At 41.2% G+C, this 26476-nt stretch carries 19 protein-coding genes and 1 pseudogene; 13 read left to right on the top strand and 7 right to left on the bottom strand.

Going from position 1 to position 26476, the window contains the following annotated elements:
• Nucleotides 1-193 precede the first annotated feature (193 nt).
• On the top strand, nt 194-1312 hold the full coding sequence (locus UYK_RS0107575; protein ID WP_009458385.1) for a geranylgeranyl reductase family protein: 1119 nt from the start codon (nt 194-196) through the stop codon (nt 1310-1312).
• A gap of 64 nt (nt 1313-1376) precedes the next feature.
• Here UYK_RS0107575 and UYK_RS0107570 read toward each other — a convergent pair whose 3' ends face one another.
• Both UYK_RS0107570 and UYK_RS0107565 read right to left on the bottom strand, forming a co-directional pair.
• A complete protein-coding gene (locus UYK_RS0107570; protein WP_009458384.1) occupies nt 1377-2507 on the bottom strand; it encodes an aldo/keto reductase in 1131 nt (376 codons plus the stop codon).
• A gap of 92 nt (nt 2508-2599) precedes the next feature.
• A complete protein-coding gene (locus UYK_RS0107565) occupies nt 2600-3097 on the bottom strand; it encodes a bifunctional nuclease family protein (protein ID WP_009458383.1) in 498 nt (165 codons plus the stop codon).
• A 339-nt stretch (nt 3098-3436) separates the two neighbouring features.
• Between UYK_RS0107565 and UYK_RS0107560 the strand changes: the two genes are divergently transcribed.
• On the top strand, nt 3437-4096 hold the full coding sequence (locus tag UYK_RS0107560; RefSeq protein ID WP_026086394.1) for a riboflavin synthase: 660 nt from the start codon (nt 3437-3439) through the stop codon (nt 4094-4096).
• Nucleotides 4097-4212: 116 nt separating this feature from the next.
• Here the strand turns inward: UYK_RS0107560 and UYK_RS0107555 are convergent, their stop codons facing one another.
• Both UYK_RS0107555 and UYK_RS0107550 read right to left on the bottom strand, forming a co-directional pair.
• Nucleotides 4213-5784 carry a peptidoglycan DD-metalloendopeptidase family protein gene (locus tag UYK_RS0107555; protein WP_009458378.1) on the bottom strand — a complete coding sequence of 524 codons (1572 nt, stop codon included), beginning with the start codon at nt 5782-5784 and terminating at the stop codon, nt 4213-4215.
• Between the two features lie 136 nt (nt 5785-5920).
• Complete coding sequence (locus tag UYK_RS0107550) at nt 5921-6736, bottom strand: biotin--[acetyl-CoA-carboxylase] ligase (RefSeq protein WP_009458377.1); 816 nt, start codon at nt 6734-6736, stop codon at nt 5921-5923.
• Between the two features lie 76 nt (nt 6737-6812).
• Here UYK_RS0107550 and pgeF point away from each other — a divergent pair, with 76 nt between their 5' ends.
• Nucleotides 6813-7610, top strand: coding sequence for a peptidoglycan editing factor PgeF (gene pgeF / locus UYK_RS0107545; RefSeq protein ID WP_016871193.1), 798 nt, complete (start codon nt 6813-6815; stop codon nt 7608-7610).
• Between the two features lie 70 nt (nt 7611-7680).
• Here the strand turns inward: pgeF and UYK_RS27175 are convergent, their stop codons facing one another.
• Entirely contained in the window at nt 7681-7896 is a 216-nt protein-coding gene (locus tag UYK_RS27175; protein WP_235182310.1) for a hypothetical protein, read from the bottom strand.
• On the opposite strand from UYK_RS27175, the pseudogene UYK_RS24105 reads away from it, so the two are divergent.
• Nucleotides 7821-8389, top strand: a pseudogene (locus UYK_RS24105) (rubrerythrin family protein); the annotation flags it as partial. The gene UYK_RS27175 and the pseudogene UYK_RS24105 overlap by 76 nt on opposite strands.
• Nucleotides 8390-8481: 92 nt before the next feature.
• On the opposite strand, the gene UYK_RS0107535 reads toward UYK_RS24105, so the two are convergent.
• Nucleotides 8482-9900, bottom strand: a complete 1419-nt coding sequence (locus tag UYK_RS0107535) for a sensor histidine kinase (protein WP_009458370.1) — start codon at nt 9898-9900, stop codon at nt 8482-8484.
• A 569-nt stretch (nt 9901-10469) separates the two neighbouring features.
• Here UYK_RS0107535 and UYK_RS0107530 point away from each other — a divergent pair.
• The 9 genes from UYK_RS0107530 to UYK_RS0107490 all read left to right on the top strand — a co-directional run bounded on the left by UYK_RS0107530 (nt 10470) and on the right by UYK_RS0107490 (nt 24721).
• On the top strand, nt 10470-12509 hold the full coding sequence (locus UYK_RS0107530) for an ELWxxDGT repeat protein (RefSeq protein WP_009458369.1): 2040 nt from the start codon (nt 10470-10472) through the stop codon (nt 12507-12509).
• Nucleotides 12510-12668: 159 nt separating this feature from the next.
• Entirely contained in the window at nt 12669-13259 is a 591-nt protein-coding gene (locus UYK_RS0107525; RefSeq protein WP_009458368.1) for a hypothetical protein, read from the top strand.
• 129 nt (nt 13260-13388) lie between these two features.
• Nucleotides 13389-13955 carry a hypothetical protein gene (locus tag UYK_RS0107520; protein ID WP_009458367.1) on the top strand — a complete coding sequence of 189 codons (567 nt, stop codon included), beginning with the start codon at nt 13389-13391 and terminating at the stop codon, nt 13953-13955.
• A gap of 53 nt (nt 13956-14008) precedes the next feature.
• Entirely contained in the window at nt 14009-14929 is a 921-nt protein-coding gene (locus UYK_RS0107515) for a fimbrial biogenesis chaperone (RefSeq protein WP_016871192.1), read from the top strand.
• Nucleotides 14930-15153: 224 nt separating this feature from the next.
• The gene (locus UYK_RS0107510) at nt 15154-18309 is read left to right on the top strand and encodes a carboxypeptidase regulatory-like domain-containing protein (RefSeq protein WP_016871191.1); all 3156 of its coding nucleotides are present in this window, start codon (nt 15154-15156) and stop codon (nt 18307-18309) included.
• 313 nt (nt 18310-18622) lie between these two features.
• A complete protein-coding gene (locus UYK_RS0107505) occupies nt 18623-20368 on the top strand; it encodes a protein kinase domain-containing protein (RefSeq protein ID WP_009458361.1) in 1746 nt (581 codons plus the stop codon).
• Nucleotides 20369-20424: 56 nt separating this feature from the next.
• The gene (locus tag UYK_RS0107500; protein WP_016871190.1) at nt 20425-21939 is read left to right on the top strand and encodes a serine hydrolase; all 1515 of its coding nucleotides are present in this window, start codon (nt 20425-20427) and stop codon (nt 21937-21939) included.
• A 276-nt stretch (nt 21940-22215) separates the two neighbouring features.
• The gene (locus UYK_RS27170; protein ID WP_016871189.1) at nt 22216-22524 is read left to right on the top strand and encodes a hypothetical protein; all 309 of its coding nucleotides are present in this window, start codon (nt 22216-22218) and stop codon (nt 22522-22524) included.
• 421 nt (nt 22525-22945) lie between these two features.
• Nucleotides 22946-24721: a protein kinase domain-containing protein gene (locus tag UYK_RS0107490; protein WP_009458352.1), complete on the top strand. Its 1776-nt coding sequence runs from the start codon at nt 22946-22948 to the stop codon at nt 24719-24721.
• 400 nt (nt 24722-25121) lie between these two features.
• On the opposite strand, the gene UYK_RS0107485 is transcribed toward UYK_RS0107490, so the two are convergent.
• Entirely contained in the window at nt 25122-26090 is a 969-nt protein-coding gene (locus UYK_RS0107485) for a carbohydrate kinase family protein (protein WP_009458350.1), read from the bottom strand.
• Nucleotides 26091-26476: the final 386 nt, after the last annotated feature.

Raw genomic sequence — 26476 nt, 5'->3', positions numbered from 1 at the left:
TTTAAATAATCACTAAACTATTGGATTAAAATTATAAATATTTACCAATGAGTATAGTTAGGAAAAAATAAATATTTGTTCAGAAAAAGCCCAAATAAGCTATGAAGTTTTGCACATAAATCCAAACTTCGGTTAAATTTTGGTCACACCGTCTTCAACAATCAACTAATTCAAAAGCAAAAATATAGACATTATGTACGACTGCATTATCGTCGGCGCTGGCCCAGCTGGTGGAACAGCTGCATATCACTTAGCTAAACAGGGTCGGTCTGTGTTAATCCTGGAAAAACAATCTCTGCCAAGATATAAACCCTGTGGTGGGGGCGTATCACCTGCGATCGCTGAGTGGTTTGACTTTGATTTTAGTCCAGCAATTTCCATCAAAGCAGATACCATCCGCTGTACTTGGAAAACAGGCGATCCGGTAGAAGCGAAACTAGAAACTCCCGAACCAGTGTGGATGGTACGACGTGATGTTTTCGACCACTTCCTAGTGCAGCAAGCCCAAAAACAGGGGGCGGAACTCAAAGAAAACACAGAAGCTACTGGCATTGAGTTTAAAAGTGACCATTGGCAAGTCAATACAGCCAATGGCCCAGTGATGGGTAGATATTTAATTGCTGCTGACGGTGCAAAGGGACAGATGGCAAAATGGCTAGGTTTTAAAGAACGCAAACGCCGCCTAGCAGCAGCCTTAGAAGCAGAAGCACCAGCCAAAGTAGAAAACGGTAATATCGCCCATTTTGAATTTGGCATGGTGAAAAATGGCTATCTCTGGAATTTCCCCAAAGCAGACGGTTACTCTATTGGGGTTGGTACATTTATTGGTGGCGAACCGCAGGACTTCAAGAAAATTTTGGATGAGTATGGCAACTCCTTTGGTTTGGATATAAAAACCTGCCAGCAATATGGTCATGCTATTTGTCTATGGAATGGTGAACAAAAACTGCATACTGAAAATGCAGTTTTGGCAGGGGAAGCAGCTTGTGTGGTTGATCCTTTTACCGCCGAAGGTATTCGTCCCTCAATATTCAGTGGTTTAAAAGCATCAGAGGCTATCAACAAAGCCCTCTCTGGTGACATCAATGCCTTGGAACAATACTCCGATATCATTAATGCTGAATGGGGCGGTGATATGGCTTGGGCGCAAAAATTAGCCGGGCTATTTTATCGTTTTCCCGGTGTTGGTTACAAAGTTGGCGTCAAGCGCCCCTCTGCACCTCAAATTATGGGTAAAATCCTCTGTGGACAACTGCGTTACGGTGATGTGGCAGGTCGGGCAATTAGGCGCTTAACTCCGTTTGGTGGCTAGGGTGATGGGGTGATGGGGTGATGGAGAGTATAAACTACAACAACTAACAACTAACAACTAACAACTATTCCCATAATCGCCTACCACTTTTCCCTTTTAACCTTTGATGGGTATCTTTCAATAAAGCGGGGATATCTAAATTTTGCGGACACCTGGGTAAGCACTCACCGCATTCTGTACAGCGATTTGCTTTCATTCCAGGAAACCAGTGACCGGCGTTTTCAAACATTCCATAACGATATTGTCCATAATCGGTCATGTCATAGGCTACTGCCAAATTTCTTAGCCGCAGCACTTCTGGAATGTTAATATTTTCTGGGCAGGGTAAGCATTCATAACACTGACTACATTGCTCAGTACCCAAAACCAAATTTTTGTAATTTTCTAAACTTTGAAAAACAGTAATTTCCTCTGAGGTTAATTGTCCATCACAGTCAGCAACCCCAGATAGATGAGTTAATTCTTCAGGTGTTGCTGGCCCCACACTCAAGGTAGTAATCCGGGGGTCACTCAGTAAAAATCGATAATTCAACTCTAAAGGTGAGAAGGGATGACACAAATTAACTAAGGTTGGGGGTGGAGTGTACAAACGTCCACCCTTATCGGCAGGGGAAATAATAAATATGCCCATGTCCTTGGTTGCAGCCAATTCAATAGCTGGGGCATGACGCTGGAAAAAATAGTAGTAGTGCAGATTGACAAATTCAAAAAAATCTGTATTAATTGCTGCCAAAATCACATCTAAGGAACCGTGGGTAGAAAATCCAACGTGTCGCACCCGGCCATCGGCAACAGCTTCTTGAACAGCTTGCATACAGCCACCTTTAGCCTTGACCCAATCAAGATGTTCCCAAGTGTTTAAACCGTGAATCCCCAAGCAATCTAGATAGTCTAGATGCAATCTTTTTAGAGATTCATCGATGCACCGACGCATTGTATCTGCATCTACTGTGGGAGGGATTTTTGTTGTAATGTAAAGCTGCGAACGGGATATCGGCAACCCCAAGGCGATCGCCTGACCAAGATACTCCTCACTTTTGCCGTAACCTCTTGCAGTTTCTATATGATTAATTCCCAGCGCTATCGCTGTTTGAATTGTTTGCCATACATTGTCTGGTGAAGCTAAATAGCGCATTGTTCCCAAGGAAAATACCGAAAGGCGCAGTTCGGTTTTTCCAAAGCGTCGGTATTGCATCTTAGTGTTTGTTGTTTGGTGTTTGATGTTTGTTGTTTGGTGATCCTACCAACGACCAACAAGCAACAATCAACAACCAACTCACTTAATTTCTATGATTCACCATTGCCAAAACGCTTAATTAAATCTTCAGGACGGAGATTGGAGATAAATTCACGGAAGGCTTGCTGTTCAGCTTCATCAGCATCCCGATCTACGGGTATAGATGCATCAGCTATGACTTCTTCCATGACCCAAATAGGCGTATTTGTACGGAGAGCAATGGCGATCGCATCGCTAGGACGTGCGTCAATTTCTTTTTTGACTTCGCCTTGTTTAATAATTAAAGCTGCATAAAATGTATCCTTTTGTAAGGAATGAATAATAACGCGCTCTAGAGTCATATTCCACACCTCTAGAATATTTACTATTAGGTCGTGGGTTAAAGGTCTAGGAGGCTTTTGATTCTCTAGTGCGCCCATGATCGCCCTAGCCTGTTCCTGACCGATATAAATAGGTAAAGCACGCCGATCTGAAGCATCTTTTAAAAGTACAATCGGGCTGCGGGTTATGGCATCTAATGCTATGCCAGCGACTTTCATTTCAATCATTGGCTAAGCCTCTACAATCCTTTGAGCGTTAGAGGAATCTGTAACAAATCATACCCTTGATTGGGCAAGGTTGGGACTATCAAAAACATAGGTCTTTATTCTATATAATTGCTTCTATTAAACTCCCAAATGGTTGTGAATACCAGAGTAAGTCGAATTAGTTTTTTCTCGCCATAATGTAATTATCTAAATATGCCTTATCTTTACTGTAAATGTATTGAAATCTTGATACAAACAATGGTTGAAAACTATACTTTGAGGATTTAAATTCTTGTGAGAATTACCAATTACTTTTAGTCAAAATAAAGCGTTAAATTGAGTTGAATTGAGAAAATAGTCGTGTTTACAGGAATAATCCAAGCATTAGGAACCATAAGACCCTTAGAGGGAGATTCTTGGCAAATTAGTTGTGTTAGCCACCCATGTGGAGTCATTATGGGGGACTTAGGTTATGGTGACAGTGTAGCAGTAGATGGCATTTGCCTTACCGTAGAAGAAATTTTAAAAGACGGTTTTATCGCAACAGCATCACCAGAGACTCTGCGCCGCACAACTCTAGGGAAAGAACACACGGAACCAAGATATGTAAATTTAGAAACTTCCTTACGGGTAGGTGGCAAAGTCGGCGGTCATTTTGTGATGGGACACGTAGATGGTATCGGTTGCATGGTTTCGGCACAACAGACAGCAACCGCTTGGGAAATGACTTTTACAGCTCCTGATGCGATCGCGCGTTATATTGTTCCCAAAGGCAGTATAGCTGTGAACGGTATTAGCCTTACAGTAGCTGATTATAATCCAGAAATTTCCCAGTTTACAGTAGCCGTGATTCCCCTCACTTATGCCGAGACTAACCTCCGCTATCTAGTAAATGGCAGTTGGGTTAATCTCGAAGGTGATATTCTCGGAAAATACGTAGAAAAGTTTCTTAAATTTCCCCCAAATGCAAATCGTGAGGAAATAACACCCGCATTCCTTGCTGAACACGGGTATTTGTGATTGGGGATAGGGAGATGAGGAGTATGAGGAGTATGAGGAAGGAGTGTGAGAAGTGGGGATTGGGGAAATATATGGATAAATACCTCCCTGTCCTCCTTGTCCCTAATTCCTAATCCCTACTCCCCGATTACCTGGGCTGTCTGTGTGCTTTGTTGTAATTGACCAAGGGCAGATTGTATTTGTGGGCTTGGATCGACAGCAATCCATCCTTGAGGTGTAAGTTGGCGGACTTCAAAGTGGAGGTGAGGACCTGTAGAGTTACCTGTACTGCCTACTAAACCGATTACAGTTCCCCTTTCTACCCGTTGACCTGGTTGAACAAGGATTTGGGACATGTGACCATATAGGGTTTGTAGGGCGTTGTTGTGGTTGAGGATCACAGCTTGACCATAACCACCAACCCAGTCAGCAACTTCTACTTGACCGGAATATGCTGCTAAAATTGGTGTTCCTGTTGCCGCCCCGATGTCCATACCAGCATGGAAACGGCGATCGCCTGTAATTGGATGAATGCGCCAACCAAACAATGAGGTAATCGGGGAGGGAATCGCCAGTGGGTAGATCAATCCTGTACCACCAATTGCGACTCTATTACCATAAATGGCTCTGTAGGCGATCTGTGGTAATGTTGTGGCCAAGGGAATGTCGTAAGCTACCACGCTAGGACGGGGCGTGAGATTGTCAGCGGTCATCGGTGCTGTTAAAGTTCCAGCACTGGGTGCGATCGCCACATCACTAACTCTAGTTGTGGGAAAAAAGTTGTCAGGAGTAGGAATGAAGCGGTTGGGGTGATAATTATTCTTGGTAGTACCCAGATTAGCAACTCGGTTAGAACGCAAACCATTACTAGAGATTACCTTTGAAACAATTCCGGGTGGACGCCAACTAGGATTGTTTTCCTTTTTGGTAGCCAGCCGTTTTGTGACTGGAATCGCGGCTATCTGGACATTTTGACTTTTCTTTAGCCAACTAGGCGTTCCAGTATTGGCATTCACCCCAGACTGACTGCTACCACAGCTGTTGCTAGCAACTCCTTGCCGCAATACAGCTTGACAACCACTGGAACGCTCTGTAGCTATGACGCTACTAGGAGCTTCATATTTAGCTGTGGGATTATAATCTGTGGGGTCAATATAAGCGTTATTGTAGTCTTTGGGTTTTCCTGGTGTGGTACTAGTAGAAGAAGGAGAATTATTAACAGGTTGGGCAACTTCAGGAAGTTTTTGTTGTCCTGGACGAGGTTGAGTCGGGGCGGTAAATTCTACTTGTGGTTTTTCCTCTGTGATCACAACAGGGGCATTATTCTGTTGAGAAATTCTTACTCTCTGTGGCGATTGAGAAGTTGACACCTCTGGTTTGGATTTCCTGACTCTGACTGTTGCTGGGGTTTGGGAAGCCTCCTCCTGTCGCAATCTTTGTCTGAGTCTACTCCGGCGCTGGGAAAATTCTGGTTGGGAGTCAGGTTTTTCTGGGATGACAATTTGACTACGCTCAACAATATTTTTTTTGACAGTTGGAGAATTTTCAGTTGTGGGAACAATGTTATCTATAGCCGATTCGCTTTGGGCAAGCACCATGCCACTGCTGATCAGGCTGAAGCTACCAAGCAAACAGAGACTCTGTGCTGGCAGCGATCGCCGCCATAAGTGATGCAATCGTTTGGGGGCAGAGTTATTGCGCTGCGTCATTTGTTTTGGTATTGGGTGTAAGTACGTAGTTTGCCTAAACAAATTGTTTAACCAGTAATCAGTTTTTAGTTATCAGTTAGTCGAAATGAAATTATGGGCTTGCTTATCATTTTTTAACTTGATAACTGTTTACTGTTCACTGACTCGGTGATGTACAATAGCCCAAACTGATTATACCGGGCTGGAGGTAAATTTCTGGTTTTGTTGCTTGTGAAGATTCGGATGTGTCCATGATTACATGCAGTTCCCCAGTAGGTGTGACACCAACTATAGTGCCTGCAAGGTTGTTGACGTAGACGCGATCGCCTACATTTGCAAGCAACTGTTGATAGCGAGTCAATAATATATTTACTCCTTCTTGCAAAAGACTCTGTATACCGGATTCTATTCCTAGTAAGATTTTCGCTGCCAGTACTTCTAAACAGGGAATTAGTTTAGGTTCTTTTGCAGCTTGCCACATTTCCAAATTTATCCCAGTTTCCGGAACTGGGTTCATCCAGTTAATACCAACTCCAATTACTGCTTGGGTAATTCTGCCTTGATGGACTTTTGTTTCAGTCAAAATACCGCCCAATTTACGCCTATTGATCACTAAGTCATTGGGCCACTTGATGCCAACATCAACACCACTTTTTCGCAATTGATTGGCAATTCCCCAAGCGGTTGCCAAAGTTAGCTGGTAGCTGTGACTAGCCACAATGTTAGGAGTAATTAAAACTGAAAGATATAATCCTCCCATGGGAGAAATCCAATTTCGCCCCCATTGTCCCCGTCCTGCTGTTTGCTGAGTTGCAATTGCTACAGTCCCGTCTTTTGCTCCTTGCTCTAGCAGTTCCCATAGGGTCTGATTAGTTGAAGCAACAGATTCAAATATATGCAGGTGAAAAGGTAAATAAATATACTGACGTTCGCTTTTTAAGGCTACTTCCAACCGTTGCTGATCCAATCCCACAGAGTTTCCCGAAATTTGCTTGTTCAAGTTAGCATTAATTGGCTGATTTTTATGTTGTTTTTAGGCTTGGTTGAAGATGCACACTTGGCATTGGCAGACTTGGGAAGAGATGTCTTACCTGACTTGTAGTCTTCTCGAAGCTTGGCCACATGGCTTTTTTACCCAACATTTTTGGCCTCGTTCTCCAGAAGAATTAACGATAGTACTGCATTCAGATGCTTCAGGATATCGCTTAAAACAGGTGCATGGCAACACTGTTCTCACACCCTCAGAAATTGCGACTCAGTTACTCTCAACAGAGGATGAGGTAGATCAAGAAGATAATTGTGTCCTTGCATCAGCAGATGGTTTAGTCAGCGAACAGCCACTACAAGCCCTCTGGGTCGCTTCTGCTGATTGTACACCCGTGCTGATTGCCGATGAAAAGACTCTTCAGGTGGCAGCAGTACACGCCGGATGGCGCGGTACGGCAGCGAAGATCGTACCGCAAGCGATCGCCCGCCTGCAAGCCCAAGGCAGCAAAATCGAAGATTTGCGGATTGCTATGGGGCCAGCGATCGCTGGAGAAGTCTACCAAGTATCCATCCAAGTTGCAGCACAAATTGGGATGACAATTATACCACATGATGACGAGAATGCAATAGTTGAGGCGTTACACAAACTACCCAATTCACCCTTATTTCCAGACCCTAACCCTGGTAAAGTCCGTTTGGATGTAAGACGGATAAACTTTTTACAGATGGAAAAATTAGGCATTAGTCCCGAACAGATTGCGATCGCCCCTTATTGTACCTATCAAAACCCTGAACATTTCTTTTCCTATCGTCGGGAAAAACAGAAGAAGGTTCAGTGGTCGGGGATTGTGAGTAGGTAGGGGATTGGGGATGGGGAGGTGTGGGTAGTGGGCATTGGAAATAACTAACAATTAACCACCAACCACTAAACTAATGTAGAGACGTGCCATGGCACGTCTCTACAACCATCAACCACCAACCACTAACAACTAACAAATGAATAACTAATATTGTTGTTAACTGCTCTACATACAAATTATTTGCCTGAATATTCAGGGGTAGAACACAGGGCAAATCAAGAGACTGAACACGCATTTGCTCACTTTCGGTTAATGCATCCAGAATTGGTAGTAAGTGATGTGACATCCTTAACAGAGGAGCAAAAAAAGCGATCGCAGCTCGCTGTTTAGAATTAGCCATAGAAGGAGAAACTTACGAGTACACAATTATGTACCCAGGCTTTGCTGAACAAGCACGTGCAGATCGAGATGGGAAAGCCATCGTCGAGTTTGAAGCACAACAAGCCGAGTCTCGCGAACACGCTGGGATATTCCGCAAAGCCGCTCATAATTTTGGCTTACTAACACATATTGAAAACCATCACGCTCAGCAATATACAGAAGCACTACAAGCCTTAGAAGGAGTCAAAACCTCTCCCAAAGCAGCTAGTAGTGATCCTGCTACCCAAAAATGGATTTGCCGCCAATGTTCAATGATCTACGATCCAACAGAAGGTGATCCTGATTCTGGTATTGCACCAGGTACACCCTTTGCAGCCATCCCAGAAGATTGGCATTGTCCAATTTGTGGCGCTAGCAAGAAAACGTTTGTTCCCTATGAGGAAGTTGTTGCGGCTTAAGTGATTTTGCCAAGTTATTAACCACAAAGGCACAAAGACACAAAGAAAAGATAACTTTGTGTCTTTGTGTCTTGGTGGTTTAATCATGATTTTTATTTTTCCAGAGTTATAGGTAAAGTGACAGTAACATTAGTACCTTTACCGAGGGTACTTTCAAGTTGAATTTGACCTTGATGATTTTCTACAATCGCTAAAGCGATCGCTAAACCTAAGCCTGAGCCAGTGGTATTTTCTGTCTTGATACTACCATTGGGATGGGTACGCGCTGGATCTACTCGGTAAAAGCGGTCAAATAACCGGGGTATTGCTTCTGTAGGAATGCCTATACCAGTATCACTGACTTTAATTTGTAACTGAGGGTGACTAGAACGTAGTCCTGAACTACGGTTTGTTGTTTCTAGTCGTGCTAATTCTACATTTACCTGTCCAGAAGGTGGAGTGTAGCGCAAGGCGTTACTGATTAAGTTGGTGAACAATTGTATTAATTGATTCCAGTTACCTGAGAGTGTGAACCAATTTTCTAATATTTCGGGTTTAGTTTCTGTGGTTGGAGGGTCAATTAAGTTGAAGGTGAGGGTAATATTTTTTTCAGCAGCTAACAGTTGTTGTTCTTCTACTACTTCCATGAGTAAAGCATCGACAGGACAAGCAGAAAAGTTTTCTTGGCTGATACCGCTATCTTGGCGTGCTAGGAAAAGTAAATCATTAACTAGTTTACCTAAGCGTTGGGTGAGTCGTTCTACCACTTGTAACTGTTGTCGATAGTGGGAAAGAGTAGCATCTTTTACCTCAGCAGCATCTAAATCTGCAAGAGCAACTTGGACATTGGTTTGAATTAATGCGATCGGACTTCTTAGTTCATGAGAAGCGTCAGCAGTAAACTGTTTCAGGCGTTGATATGACTCGTATACTGGTTCCATAGCTTTACCCGAAAGAAACCAACCGCTTGCAGCCACAGAAAGCACCATCATCCAGATACCTATAGCTAAATCAAGGATTAACTGTCGGCTGGGTTTTGTGACTTCAAACCAAGGATGACTGACACGCAGATATCCTAGTACTTGTTTGCCTACTTCCACTCGTTGAGTTACCTGGCGCAGAAGTAGTGAAGAATTCTGCCCATCTCTCTGTCTCACCACATGCACTGTCTCGCCTGTGCGATTCACATGAATGGGAATATCCAGTGGTTCTGAGAGAGTAGACCAGAGTAGTTGTCCAGTCGGACTAAACCATTCTAAGTCTATGTGGTCATCTTCTACAGTTTCTACTGTATCGGTGTTATCGCGAAAACTAGCCTCTACATTAATACGGTATTGACTGGTGTTAGAGTTAATTGGTTCAATGACTAGCGATCGCTCGACTACTTCCACTACATGATTTAAGGTATCGTCAATCCGCTCCACCAAAGTATTACGAACATAAAGATACACACCAGTAGCAAATAACAGCAGCAGTAAAGCTGTTACAGCTGTGTACCACAAGGCTAGGCGACGACGAGTTGTTTGAAACATAGATGTAGCAAGTCATAGCAAATCTATCTGATATTCATATCTTGTCCATATTTTGTACTAAGTTTTAGTACGCCTTACTCTCTCAAAACTCTTGTAAATGACATAATTTTTGTGCAGACTCACAAAATTTATGTCATTAAAACCGTATTTACACTTGATCGTGTATAATTTTTATGTTTGTCAATTACACAATATTACGGAAGTAATGATTAAGACATAAGAGCTATATTCTGGTTGTTGTAATTTGGAATTGAATTCCTAAATAATCAAGACAAACAATAGATATTTTCTTGTTCACAAAAAGTAATTTTACTTATTTACTAGTAAGTTATACATACATATAAACTTACTAAGTAGGTTTAACAATCAAGAAATTTAGTAAATTAAGCTACAAATTTTTCTAAAAAGTCGATCTTGGCATCTACATACTCAATTTGAGCTAAGACATTTATTGACTGAATAATTCAAACCCATAAAAAGTTTGACTCAGTTTTTAATTACCCCATCAGGGACTGCTGCCATCAAAACAAAGATAAAAAATATTTTTTGGAAGGAGTCGGTAGACTTTCATGGCAACATTTTCAGGATTTCCAGACCCAGGGAGTACTAGAAGCACTGCTTTAGACACAACATCAGCATCCTACATTGGTGGGTCCGTTAGTAGTACTCCTAATATCTTTCAAGACTCGGTTAGTAGTTCTGACATTAGTGATTATTACAAAATCAGCATTGGTGGCAGCAGTGCCAGTCTCTTAAGCATGACTTTGGATGGTTTAAGTGACAATGCCAGTTTGAATCTGTATACTCAAACCGGTACGCTTCTACAGACAGCTAATTTTAGTGGCACAGCGTCGGAGTTACTCACTCGTACCTTGAGTCCTGGCATTTACTACGTCCGTGTCGGCTTAGTTAATGGTGCTGTAGGCACTAATTACAACCTCAGCCTTGCTGCTTATTCAATTCAAGAAAGTGGTATTTCTGATAATACACGAGCTACAGCCCAAAACATTGGCACGCTTAGTATTAGCTCTCCTACCACTTACATTGATTTTGTAGGTAGTAAAGGTGTCATTACTGACAGTAATGATTACTACAAATTTAACATCGCTACTGACGGTAAACTCAACTTGAGCTTACAAGATTTAGTGGGCAATGCCAATGTTGAACTGTACAACAATTCTGGCACTAGAATAGCATTTTCTAACAACCCATACACCACTTCAGAGTCAATTATTAAAGACTTAACTAGTGGTACATACTACATTCGGGTTTATGATAATACAGGTGCAACTAACTACACCTTAAATCTTTCCTTTGAAAGTAAAAAAGGTAAACGGCTGGATATCTGGTCTGGTCCTAACAGTTCTAACCCAGATTCTCTCACAGCATTAGGAAGCACGCTCTACTTTACGGCTAATGATGGCAGCAGTGGTGTACAACTGTGGAAGAGTGACGGTTCTGTTGCTGGTACAAGCCGCATCACCAATCTTAATCCCAGTGGTTTCAATCCAGCGAATCTGACAGCTTTTGGTACTACAAAGCTTTTCTTCACTGCTGATGATGGTAGCACTGGTAGGGAACTGTGGGTTTACGATAGCTCCACAAACACAACTACAAGGCTGAGTGACATCAATCCCTCGGCTGGCAACGCTAATCCGCAAAATCTCACAGTTGTAGGTAACAGGCTGTTTTTCACTGCTGATAATGGCAGCAATGGTAGAGAACTTTGGGTATCCGATGGCAATACAGTTAGTCTAGTTAAAGATATCTACACTGGTGCTACTAGTTCTAATCCATCAAGCCTGCTTGCTTTTGGTGGCAAGCTTTATTTTGCTGCGAATGATGGGGTCAATGGTACTGAACTATGGTCAAGTGATGGCACGGCAGCAGGTACAACTCTCGTTAAAGACGTTGCTATAGGTGGAGCAAGTTCTGTCCCTGCTAATCTTACAGTTGTTGGTAGTACTCTCTACTTTACTGCTAACGATGGCAGCACAGGTATAGAGTTGTGGAAGAGTGATGGTACAGTGGGAGGAACTTCTGTTATAGACCTTACTCCAGGGACAGGTGGATTTGGACCCACTCTACTTACAGCGGTAGGCAGCACCTTATATTTTGTACTCGATAGCAACAACGACTTTAAACAAGAACTGTGGAAAAGTGATGGTACAAACACAGCCCGTGTCAAGAGTGATTTGAATGCAGCGCCGAATCTCAGTTTTGGCCCCATCAATTTAACTGCTGTTGGCAGTATGCTTTACTTCACTACCTACGACCCCAACAATGGATTTGAGTTGTGGAGGAGTGATGGCAGTGATGCAGGTACATATTTAGTTAAAGATATTTGGTCTGGTTCTAATAGCAGTCTCCCTGGAAGCCTGGTGAATTTTGGTGGCACTCTCTACTTTGCCGCCTCCACTTTCAATGCTTCTGAGGAACAGACTAGTCGCGAAGTATGGAGCAGTGACGGCACGGAAGCGGGGACGCAACAGGTTACATACATCAACTCTGTAGATTATGCCAACCCTGACAAGCTGACTGTCGTTGGTGACAAGCTGTTCTTTATTGCTGACGACGGAATCAACGGAACAGAGTTGTGGGTGCTTTAGTAAAGGAGGTGGTGTGGAGAGACAAAATTAAGCAAGTTATTGAACAAGAAAAAATTGATTGCAGATTTGCTAACAGCTAGTAAATTACTACGAAATAGGGCAATTAGAGAGATTTCAAGTTACTTAATTTGACACAAACATGAGGAGCAATTTTTAATCATGAAGAATAAAATTCTCGCTATTGCTGCGACTGCTGGTACGGCCATTCTGGGCAGTTCTGTGTTTTCTACACCCGCTCAAGCTTTAACTCAAACCCAAGATGTAACTATTAACTATACAGTACCAGAAATTTTGTACCTGCGGACTTTCCAAACAGTTAACATGACTCTCGACGCGAACCTATTGGGTGCAATATTAACAGCACAAGGCAGTGGCTTTGTTGGCAAAGACTACGACCCTACTAATCCCACAGTCAATATAGATCCTGTCACAGGTAATGCTGATGTAACTCTTGATCAAACCAGTCCTTTTGGAAATTTGGCAGCCATACAACAAAGTATTCCAGAGTTATACGCAGTTTGGTCTAATTCTACTGGTACTGTGGATGTCAACCTTACGAGTACACCTTTAACTGAAGTGGGTGGTAAAACTATAGCAGTGAATAGTATTACTCCAACTGTTGATAACTTTGCTGCACCTGGTCTAGATACACCTCAGATAGGGGGTGCAGACTTGGATTTAGACTTAACTAATGCCACAGTAATGGGAATCTACACAGGCACAATTACCGTAGATGTGTCAACTCCATAACTATTAATGTATGGTGCGGGCATCTTGCCTGCTCTTTTCATCAGGTGGGCAAGATAAACACCACAAAAAGCTATAGATGGGGCATCTACCCATCATTTATTTCTTGATTTTTTTCAAAAACATAGCCACATGGTCAGCGATCGGCAAGTAAACTGCAAATTGTATATTCAACGCTGTCTTGGTATCGTAGCAGCTTTCTTAACTTTGCCGTATTTCCAGGCAACAGCACAATCTCTAGATGTGTCGGAGCCAACCCAAATATATCAGTTAGCGACTCCCCAAAAACTGACCATTCCTCCTCAAGAATTAGGAGGGATTTTACCTAATTCCTTTAGTGAGAAGGTAAAAGATGAACAAGACTTGCTGGCTCCACCTCTATTTAATCCGGTAGTCATTCGTGAGTTACCAGGTTTATGGCAGATGCGGGTTCCCATCGATCAGGTCGGTTCTCTCTATGCCACCTACGATCTCAAGGGAGTGAACGGTCAGGTGGACGGGTTTAGTAACAATCAACGTGGCGATCAGGCAATGCAAGTTTCTGTGGAGCCATTGCCAATTATTGAAATATCGCGCGATGAAGCTACTAATACAGCTTTGGTGCAGGGAGGTGTGCGCTTGCGATTCGACCTTTCAACCGCCCGTACAGCAGGGAGCTATGAGGGTGTGTTATCGGTGACGGTGAATCGGCGTGAGTAGGGGATAGCGCTTTACCTAAAACAGGTGTGTGAAGGAGTGAAAATTTCATAGAAATGTTCGCAAAAGCAATAAAAATAGCCTTAACTTTAATTGGAACATTTACCTTGGGGATACCAAGTGCGATCGCAGCAATTAATATTGGTGTCAATCCGCCTCGAATGGAACTGGAAATTGGTGGCAAAACACGCACACAAACGATTCGTGTCATCAACCTTTCCTCTCAGCCTGTGGAACTCAAGGCTTATGTTCGCTCATGGCGGATGAGTGAAAATAATAGACTTGAAGAAATTCCATCTGGCGAAGAATCATTGGCACGATGGATTGTTTTTACGCCCTCGCAATTTACTATCCCACCTCGTAGTTCTCAAACCATACGCTTCAATGTCCGTCCCAGAACCAAACCAAAATCAGGGGAACATCGGGCGATTATGTACTTAGAAGAACTTCCCTCAGCAGCTGAGAAAGCGAGTGGTATTAAAACTGTTGCCCGGTTAGGCGTGGTAATTTATGGTTACGTAGGAGACATTAAAAGGGTTGGCGTTCTCAACTCCATTACTGTAGATACGAAGACACAGACTCAGCCAACAGCAGTATTTGATGTTTCCAGCCAAGGTAATGGTTACGTACGCCTTACAGGGCAATATTCAATCTGGCCTGCGGCAAAATATCCAGGCGCTAAGACAACAAAACCCATAGATGGTTTGGGAAGACCAGGAAAAAAAATCCCAGAGAATATTCTTGATGCGGGAATGTTACCAAACTCCCCCGTTTTACCTGCGGAACGTCGGCGCTTATTGCTACCTATCACCAAAAAATTACCTCCTGGTAACTACGTCTTAGACCTCAACGGTGAGTTGAATGGCATAAAAATTGACCAAGGTATACCCTTTACTGTTTCAGCACCTACTACCCAAAAGTCTCAAACTCAGCCTAATACTTCTCGTAATTTAAAAAATCCTCTTGGCAGCAGATAGTGATTGCTGTTTTCAAGCAAAAATTATCTGGATAAATCTGCATCTATAAATCCTTCATTACTCTTGCTTATTTTCCTAGCAAATAAAGTTCCTAGCTACACAAACAAAGTCCATCCAGATGGACTTTAGAAAAGTCTAAATTCATTTACTGCCTAGAAATCCTCTAGGCGGTGATTCTTTGCTTGCTTAAACTTTCTAATCTAATACAAATTTTGTGCTTGAGTATGCTCTATCCAGCTTTACCACCTGCACCACCAGTCATTTCAATTACATTACAGCCAGAGCAGGTTATTGAACGAAAAATTACAGAAAAACAGCTTTTTTCTGAGCAACTAAAAATTATTGCAGAAGCCGCTTTGGAGAATAGCACTAATGATATTGCTTCCAAAGCACAAAAATCAAAATTATCATTAGAGCAGGAAGAAATTGATTTTCTTGATGGTCAGATTGATTTAGCAGAACAACACTATAAATTGTTAGCAGCTATATTTAAAGCACAAAGTTTAACACCAGAGCAGGAAGAAATTGATTTTCTTGATGGTCAGATTGATTTAGCAGAACAACACTATAAATTGTTAGCAGCTATATTTAAAGCACAAAGTTTAACACCGGAATTTTCTAATAGCCAAGCTACTTCAACAACAGCTTTACCAACCTCAACAGCACCCATTAATACGCCTATTTTGGTAAATCAATCTCCCAAAGTTCAGGTAATTGCCGATCTGCCACCAGATTTAAATAATAATCAACAATCTTCTAATAATTCTGCTACTACAGAAACTCCAGGCAATACAGAAGTAACTACAAATAATATCAAATCTGTGGAAGATGCTAAGAATGATTATGCATCTGTGAATAGAGATTCTAGCAATATTGCTCAAAATATCAAATCTGTAGGAGGTACTTTTTTAGTCGGAGTAATTATTAATCGGCGAGAGGTTGGTGGTCTCGAAATTCGTCTTGATGGAAATACTATTTTAGTACCTTTAGAATCATTTGCTGAAATTGCTAATTTTACGGTTACTAATGTTAATGGCAAAATCCAATTAAAAACTCCTTTAGGAGTAGTTGATATTGCTGAAAATAATTTGATAAAAATCGATGGTATTACATATATTAGCGATGTTTTACTAAAAGAAAAATTAGCTACACCAATTGAATTTAAAGCTTCAGATCTAGCTTTAATTGTTAACTTACCTTGGCAACAAGATAATAGAGAGTCTGGGCAACCCACTCCTGAATTAGAACCAGATGTCAAACCTCCTAGCAGCGCCCTATCAAGTCTAAGGCAAGAATTATATCTTTATAGGAATTCTGAAGATACAAATCTACGCAGTTCTACTCTTTTGGGAGGAAGGCTGGCAGGAGGAACATGGCGTGTTCGTCTCAATAATAACTTTGAGAATGTACCAGATGTTTCTGAGTACTTTTTCTATAAACGTGAAAATCGGTTTCGCTATCAAATCGGTCGGCAACAAATAGGTTTACATCCTCTACTCAATAGTATGGATTTGACAGGAGCGCAAATTGGTTTGACTAATTTGCCTGCTGATAGCTTGTATCAAAGTTACAGTGCTTCCGAACTTTTACCCAGACGTTCTCGACCTTTACAAACATTTCGGGGAGAAGCACCACCCGCAAGTTTTGTGCAGTTAAGAGTAAGTGGAATTGTAGTTGCCCAGCAACAGGTCGGATTGAATGGAGTATATGAATTTGTTGATGTCAGATTGCCTGTTAGCAATAGCAATGAAATAGAACTATTAATCTACGATCGCAACAATATTAGCGTACCAACGGAAATTCGCTCTTTAAGACTTAATACTTCTGACTTATTACTGCCAGCTGGTGGCAATGTGCAATTAGCTGGATTGGGATTAAGCGGTAATTTAGCCCAAAATGCTTTGTTTTACGGTTTCGATGGTGATGCTGGAGAGCCAGTCGGATTTTACCAGTTTCGTCAAGGACTTTCTAATAACTTAACTTTTGAAGGAGCAATTCAGGCTATCCCTGATACCTTGCAAGCACAAGCAGGCTTTGTTTGGCGACCAGCAAGTCCTGTGATTCTTGCTACAAGTCTTGGTACATCACGTGGTGAATTAGGTTATACGGCAGATTTAGATGCAGATTTTGGCAAGTTAGAAATCCTGGGTAATTCTCAGTTATTTCCATCAGGATATTACTCTAACAACGGATCAGGCGATCGCTACAATCATAGCCTAGAAGTTAATTATCGTTTTAGCAATACTTTTAGTTTAGGTTTTCTTGCTCGTAGCCGTCAAACTGATGGTGATGATGCAACTAATTATATTTTGCCTACGTTTGCAGTAAATCCTTTTTCGGGCTTATCTTTAAGGGGCAGACCAGACACTGAAGGACAATATATATTCAACGCCTTTTATCAAATATCTCCAGTAAGCAGACTATCTTTTAATTCTTTTGGTGATATTTATACTTCTGATTTTAGCTACAATCTGAACAGAGCATATCAATTGTCTCTAGGTGGTGAATTTGGTGGCGATTTGTCTCCTCGTTATACTGTTGCCGTCAATCGTAGTTCTCTGAGTTTGGGTGGTTTGAATTGGAGATTAGGACTCGCGTACAGTGATGGAGATGTAGGGCCAGTTGTTGGGGCAAGTATGCAAGTACTTCCAGGCTTACTCGCTAGAGTTGATTACCAAGGCATTCCTTCCAGGAGTAAAAACATAATTGGAGGATTTGAAGATGATCGTCTGACAATTTCTTTGGTATCAGATTTGTCTTTTGCTGGTGGTAAACTTACTCCTGCTAAATCTTATGGTTTGGGACGTGAAAGAGGTGGAATTGCCGGACGAATTGTTGTAGAAGGAGAAAATAAAGATTTTAATTTAGCAGGAGCTGCTATTCGTGTAGTTGATAGTCGTAATAAAACAGTTGGTGGATCTCAAACCGATTCTTTTGGTAACTTCTTTGTTGGTAACTTACCGGAAGGCGTGTATGTGGTTGAACTTGATCCAAACAAATTACCAGTAGAACTTTCTACGGTCAAAACTAGCATAGTAGCAGAAGTCGCCTCATCTGCTGTAACTCGTCTAAATTTCCCTGTGCGAGAAGAATATGGTATGGCTGGAAAGATCACTGATACTGCTGGTCAAGCTGTGGCAAAAGTTAAGGTGGAATTAATTGGCTCTGACGGTAAACCTGTGACATCTGGTATGACAGACGAGTTTGGTTTTTACCGCTTTGATAATGTTCCTGTTGGTAAGTACACAATCCAGGTTCCTTCCCAGGATGCTACTGCACCAAGCGATAATCTTGCCAAGCGAGTAGTGCAAATTAAAAATGAGTTTGTTTTTGATCAAAATCTGCAATTGCCAATTTCGGCAGCGGCTAAGAAAAAATAAGTTAGAAGTTTAGGGTGGTAGGTTCCTTTTTTCCTGGTTCGGGGAAGAGGGGAATATTTTTTGGATCTTAATCTAGTTATAAAAGCTATGGCAAAAAATTATGTTGTGATAAATCGAACACAGATGCACGCCGATGCACACCGATAGACACAGATAAATTTTTCTGTTGGTGGCTGATTGTTAATTGCCGTGAGCTGTTGGTTTTGGCGACAGGAGTGAATTCACGGTTTTACGTTAGTTAATTACTGATTTTTCTGGAATTTTTTGATAATAACTGTATCTATTTTGGAATAGATACTGTATAGGAAAAAGTATGAACACACCGACGCTGTTAAACAATCGCTACAAGCTTTTGGGCGTGCTTGGCGGTGGTGGATTTGGAGAAACTTTTTTAGCAGAAGATACTCAGATGCCTTCTGGTCGTCGTTGTGTGATTAAACAACTCAAACCTGTGGTTGATAATCCCCAGGTTTACCAATTGGTGCAAGATCGGTTTCAAAGAGAAGCGGCGATTCTAGAAGAATTGGGTGATGGTAGCAATCAAATTCCTAAGTTGTATGCCTACTTTATTGAGAATGGACAGTTTTATTTAGTTCAAGAATATATAGAGGGTTACACTTTAACCCAGATAGTGCAACAACAAGGGTTAATGAGTGAAACTTCGGTAAAAGATATTTTGATCAATATTCTGCCGATTCTCAATTATGTCCATAGCAAGCGCATGGTACACCGGGATATCAAACCGGACAATATTCTGATTCGTAGTTTTGATGGTAAGCCTGTTTTGATCGACTTTGGCGCGGTCAAAGAAACAATGGGTACGGTGGTGACTCCTTCTGGGAACTCCAGTCGATCAATTGTGATTGGGACACCAGGATATATGCCAATGGAACAAACTGCTGGACGACCTGTGTTTGCCAGTGATATTTATAGTTTGGGGTTAACAGCAATTTATTTGCTTACAGGTAAGATTCCGCAACAGTTGGCAACTGATCCTGCTACGGGTGAGATTCTATGGCGACCTTATGCTTTGAATGTCAGTCCTAGTTTGGCAATGGTGTTGGATAAAGCTATTCAACAATCACCACGCGATCGCTATCTCAATGCTAGAGATATGCTGGCAGCTTTGCAAAGTGGATCAACACCAGTAGCACCTACAGTACCAGTTTTCCAGAATCCAGTGCATACCGTACCACCACCAGGGCAATATGTACAGCAACCGCCAACAATCAACAATCAACAACCAACAATTAACAACCAACCGCAAGTCGCTTACCCCCAATCCACTACATCCCCAAACCCTTTTGGTTTGGGGACTTGGCAGCAAGCTGTGATTTTAGGCAGTGTCATCGGCGTATTTATCGTCGGTGGTTGGTGGATGATGGAGATTTTGAGAAATAATTCTTCCGAACAAAATCAGTCTGTGACAAGAATTAGTCCTTCACCCATTGCATCTACTTCACCGTCTGTCACCCCTTCTACAAATTCCCAAGCAATATCAATTTCTACTCCAGAACGTAATGTTATTCCTGATTCACCCACACCGATCATAACTTCATCTGCTGAAACTACTCCGATTGTTTTACCACCTACAAATGCCTCGATTTCCCAAACAGCAGCTGTAGAACTACTGAAGAATTGGATCACAGCTAAGCGGGAAATATTTGCTCCTCCCTACAGAACAGATATAGGAGAACAATTACTCACAGGTAAAGCCTATAGAGACAATATTAAAAAAACAGATGACCCTGATCTATGTTTAGCAGATGGTGGCAAGGAAGAAGAATGTCTCAGTTCTGTTGATTGGTTGCAGAGAAATAATGCTTACTACAACTATGGAGTACAAAGTCTTGATGCAGTCAAAAATTTCAAAGCTAGTGGCGATCAAGCAACTATAGAAGTGGAAATTACAGAAGAACGGACGCTAATCAAAGATGGCAAAGCAGATCCAACCAATACTTCCTTTGATACCCTATTGGTGCGCTACTCTTTAGAATTTACAAACGGTCAAGTCAAAATCGCAGATTATAAAACTGTGAGAACTCTGCGCAAAAGTTAATTTTTTGTAGTTTATACCTTATAATTTCTGCCTTGTAGTGATTCAAGGTGTAGCTTGTGGATCAGCAATCCAAACGACAACCAGATAGCCGCGATCGCAAAATCGCCGAACTTGAAGCCAAGTTACAACGTGCTTACCAAGTTATTGGGAATTTACAACAAACAAATATTGAATTACAAAGGCGGATTGCAGAATTTAATAGTGCAGGAAATCAAAAATCTGTTTTGCCTACAAGTCTTATTGCTGTTTCACCTCCACAAACAGTACATGCCCAAAATCAACGAACTATTATTAAAAGCCGAACAACTCCTCCTGTAAGCAAATATACTGCAAATATGAATAAACCTCGTTTCAGGAAATTACCACATTTACAATTTTACGGACTCATTACTTTAGTTGTGCTGATAATAGTTAGTTTGTTTAGCTTTAGCTCATTCTTAGTACAAAGAGCGAAGAATAAAAATTCTGAAACAGTCAATAATTTGCCTATACAACAGCAAACTAATTTTCCAACTCAGCCGCCGATTATTAATACTCAAAATCCTGTTATTAATCAACCTGATTTGTCTAATCAACCGATCAACTTACCATTAGAATCATCTTCTCAATTATCAAAAACAAATTTAGATTTAATATATAACGTCAAAACACCTCCTAATTTAACAAAAAGTGATGAATTAAGTAGCATCGTAAAAAATATATTAGATTATGTCAAGGATAAAAAACTACCAACAGAAAGTCTATCAATTACATTAATAGATTTAAATAAAAATACAATTGCAGGTTATCAACAAGACATACCTAGATATCCTGCTAGTGTAGTTAAACTATTTTGGATGGCTATACTTGAAGCCAAAATCAAACAAGGTTTAATTCCACTTAACCACACTATCAATTCTGATTTAAATGCAATGATATTGAAATCAGATAACGATGCTGCTAGTCGTATAGTTGATGTTATTAGTGGGACTTATTCTTTTGAAAACAAATTAGCAGATGAACAATTTAAAACATGGAAAAAACAGCGACAATCGTTAAATTACTTCTTTCAAAAAGCCGGATATAAAAATATTAATGTTAGTCAAAAAACTTATCCGATTACTTACTTAAAAGCTACAGAACCCAAAGGCGCTGATTTACAGTTACGTGGTGATAATCCTCATCAGCCAAAGCGCAACAAAATTACAACCTACCAAACAGCCAGATTGATGTACGAAATTTTTACAGGTCAAGCTGTTGGGCCTGAATATAGCGAACAAATGGCTAGTTTGTTAACTAGGGATTTACGTCCTGAAGCGTGGAAACTACAGCCACCGAATCCAGATGAATTTAATCCTGTAGAGAATTTTTTAGGTGAATCTTTAGCCAGCGATGCAGATCAAATCGTTTTTGCTTCCAAAGCAGGCTGGACTAGTGCATCTCGTCAAGAAGTCGCCTATGTGGCAACTAAAAACCGCAAGACTCGTTATATTATTGCTATTTTTGGAGAAACTCCAGCCTACGCAGCTAGTCAAAATGCTTTCCCAGATATTTCTCGGCTCGTGTTTGATCAAATGAGGAATCGTAGATAGACCGGATGTATTTATTACCTTAAATAATACAGGTAAATTGTGTGGTGTGATCGGTTTGCGAATTAACCAAGAACATAAATTTTTTAGAAAAAACACTTACAGATAACGTCAAAGCATATGGATAATCTACCTGTATGCATCTGTGTACATCTGTGTACATCTGTGTTCGTTTTTTAAAACTGAAATCTTGCACCATATCAAAAACTGCCATAGGTTAAAAACCCACGGCTAATAGTAAAAGTCCTCTTAAGAGCGACTTTGTTTGCTGATGCGGTGATGAATACTATGCCTTGGGATTACTGGCAAGAAAATGGCGAACCCAAGCCAGAAACTCAAGAAATTTTGCATACATTGGAAGCAGTATTAAAAAGTAATCCTAATCATCCTGGGGCTAATCACCTATATATTCATACTGTGGAAGCTGTAAAACCTGAATTAGGGATCGCAGCAAATGGCTGGTCGTTGGCAGGACTTGCCCAGAGTTTAGAAGCACAGGGGAAAACCGAAGCAGCACAGGCAGTACAAAGGCGTTTTCAAGCTGCTTGGAAAAATGCTGACTTACCGATGACGGTAGCGCAACTTTAATAGTTAAGCATCTATCACGCCCAGAACTAAAGTTCCAGGCTAATAGTGAAAGTCCACTCAAAGTGGACTGAATTTTTCATTTAGTCCTCTTGAGAGGACTTTTGCTATGAGACTCGGAATTTATTCCGAGGCGGGATAGATGCTGCGTGGTAAGATTTGTGTTTGCACCGTAGCCAGTAACGAGGGGATAGAGGGGGGTGGACACAGATGAATTATGCGTTGCTAGCATGTCTGTGAGAGAACGACTAGAAGGTGCTATTGCTGTTAAAAACACAACTCTCTCCGGATATTAGGGGAGGGTTTTTTATGAGTACTGAATAATTCCGTAGACTTGGCATCAGCCAAGTTTTATACTTGGAAGCATAATGGGAAATAGCGCTTTGCGTTGTTTTTAATTTGACAGCAAAAGGATGTCAAACACATGCTGCTCAATAACCGCTATCAAGTTCTTAAGACTTTGGGAAGCGGTGGATTTGGTGAGACTTTCTTAGCGGAAGATACTCAAATGCCCTCCCACCGCTGTTGTGTCATTAAACAACTCAAACCCATTCAGAATAACCCCCAGATTTACCAACTTGTACAGGAGCGGTTTCAACGGGAAGCAGCTATTTTGGAAGACTTGGGTGGTTCTAGTGACCAAATTCCCACATTGTATGCTTATTTTCAGTTAGATAGTCAATTTTACTTAGTCCAAGAGTGGATTGAAGGTGATACGTTAACTTCTAAGCTCAAAGAGCAGGGCTTATTTAGTGAAGGTGCTGTCCGGGATATATTAGTCAATTTGTTACCAGTTTTAGAGTACGTACATTCCCGACAGATTGTTCACCGCGATATCAAACCGGACAATATTATTTTGCGTCATCGCGATCGCAAACCTGTGCTAATAGATTTTGGTGCAGTACGGGAATCGATGGGAACGGTGTTAAATTCTCACGGTAGTCCTACTAGTTCGATTGTGATTGGTACACCAGGATATATGCCCAGTGAACAAGCAGCAGGTAGACCTGTTTATTCTAGCGACTTATATAGTTTAGGCGTAACGGCTATTTACTTGCTCACAGGTAGACAACCCCAAGAACTAGAAACAGATCCACGCACTGGGGAAATCATTTGGCACAATCATGTAATGGATGTTAGCCCTACACTGAAATCAGTAATTGATCAAGCAATACAGTATCATCCCCGCGATCGCTTTGCTAGTGCCAAGGAAATGCTAGATGCTTTACAGGGTGGAGTCAGTCCAATTCCACCTACAGTACCTTTCCTGACTCAACCACCGACGTCATCTCCACCACCTCCAACTATCAATTTAGATACACCACCCAACCATAAAAGTAATAGCCGCAATAGTATTTTGATGGCAAGTGCGATCGCAGGCGGTTTCATCGGTGCATCTGTGATTATTGGTTTGACCTTAACAAAGTCTTCTCAACCGTCTTTGGACAAGCCACTAGTAACTTCACAGATTCCGCAAACCTCTAAACCTCAAGTTGCAGAAGAAAATAAAGCTTCCTTATCACCTTCTGGTTCATCTATAAATAAAATTCCTCAACCTCAAAAAGAGTCAAATCCTACCACTGTTCCCAGTTCTTTTTATTTCCTAGCAGATTCTGCTTATTCAAATTCACAAACAGCTGCTAAGCAAGTCCAAGCTTTACAAACAGCAGGTTATCCCCAAGCAGGAATGTTTTGGATACCAGAATACCCAAATTTGTCAGGACAAGAATTATTTGAAGTTTATGTAGCTAAGTTTAGCGATCGCAACAGTTGCATCAACCTACTAAAAACTTACGGACAAGACAACTCCCAAGCCTATTGTGCTTTTGCTAGTCAAGATGCCAATACATCAGCAGACAGGTTGTATTTCAAGGATATTTCTACTCCATCAACACCATCAGTTGCTACTACCACTGTCAAAGATTATGCTTGGCTTTCTGAAAGACTGGTGACAGACTCAGATTTAGATGCAAAAGATGGATTTGAGTTAGATATTATGCGAAATTCTATTTTTGCGCGTCACGGTCGGCGTTTTGATACTCCCGGCTTGCAAAAATATTTTGATAGTCAGCCTTGGTATCGTCCCAGATATTCACCAAAGGAATTTCCTGCTAACTTACTATCGGAAATAGAGCGGCAGAATGTTGAGTATATTGCAAAATATCAAGATCGTTACAGGCGTAGACATTTTAAGAAATAAGTAAAATCGTATCCGCTTGAAAACTCGTATTATCTGTTGAAGTCGGTAATTGGTAATGTAGTCTAGTTTATTTCATGTACACTTTATAGTACATAAATACTAGTATAGGAGATCGCAATGTGCCAGTTGTGTAATATCATCTCCGTTTAAAGACTTATCATATCTGTGAAGGCCGGTAATTGGTAATGGGAAAAATCTCTTGCCCAATGCCCAACTGCATCAGAATAATATCGTAAGTAATTAGCCGGACTTGATATAAGTCCTGAATTATGAATGACGCTTTACATTTTGGCGATCGCCACAATAACAATCGCAGTATAAAAATATGAGTACCCTACGGGAAGTTGCTTGCGCGTCTACACTGTCCACTGTAAACTGATTTCCAACCACTAACCAATGACTATTGGCTCAAAAAAGCTTCCACTTCCTCTTTTGTTGGTTGAGATGCGATCGCTCCTGGTTTCATTGTCGTTAAGGCTCCGACAGCGCTGGCATAGGTGACAATTTGTTTAGCTTTTACTGGATCACTCAAGCTTTTGATCCCATGCGTTAGGACTTGATAGATGAACCCAGCAACAAAACTATCTCCTGCTCCAGTTGTATCAGCAACAGCAACAGCAAAGGCCGGTAATTCACCATCTTGTTCTTCAAACGAGTAAGCACAACCGTGTTCCCCATTTGTCACTATCACGCCCTCCACGGAGTCGAGACGGTTGAAAATTTCCCTGGGTTTTCTAGTCTCAAAAAGCCATTCAGCTTCTTCTAGTGAAAGTTTGAGAAAATCGATTTGCTTGAATAAAGCGCGAATTGTCTGCGGCGCAATGTCAGGGTTAGTCCAAAATACAGGACGCCAATTCACATCCAGTAAAACCTTGAGATTATACTCTTGTGCTAGTTCCAAAGCGTGATGAACTGCTTTGCCACTTTCTGGATAAGCTAATTCCAAAGTACCTAAAACTAGAAAATCTGCTGCTTCAAATAGCTTGATTGGCAATTGCTTGGCTTCCAGGCGGGTATCAGCAAATTCTGTGGTGTCGTACTGTCCAAATCCGGCAAAGTGGCGATCGCCTCCGAGAGAGCGAACTACATAAACTTGTCGCGTTGGTGCTGTAGGATGGCGCTGTACGCCAGTAGTATCTACACCGACTCTTTGCAATAAGTCTACCAGTTCATTGCCTGGCTGATCTTCACCTACACAACCAATAAATCCCGTTGGTATACCTAGCTTTACTAAGGCACAGGCTACATTAGCTGGCGCTCCCCCCGGATAAGGAGTCCAGGACTCCACCTCCTCAAGCGATCGCCCCAACTGATCAGCTAAACAATCAAACAAAACTTCACCCAGGCACAAAACACGGGAATTACTCATCTGATTTTAAATTTTGGAAGATGATTTTCCAGTAAAAAATCTACAATAATTTCTATTATTTTGGCGGCGATATTTAATACAATTAAACAGCTTTTTTTATACTTATAAAAATTTTGGCGATACGCTTGCTAAAAATTAATTTTTAGGCTATAATCTGAAGTTTTATTTGTATTGTATAAAATCAATGAACTCTCAAAAAATTACTAACTAACCCATTTAAATAAAGATTTATTGAAAAAGGAGCTACAAAGGTAGAAATGGTGTATTCACAAAGAGCTAGAAGCTGAAGTTAACAATGATTTTACATTCCTAATTGCCAATCTTAATTCCCAATTTCCTAGACCTTTGTGAAAAGAGTATTAATACTAACACTTGAAACTCCCACC

The organism is Fischerella thermalis PCC 7521, from assembly GCF_000317225.1.
Taxonomy (GTDB): domain Bacteria; phylum Cyanobacteriota; class Cyanobacteriia; order Cyanobacteriales; family Nostocaceae; genus Fischerella; species Fischerella thermalis.
This window is presented reverse-complemented; position numbering and strand designations above follow the sequence as displayed.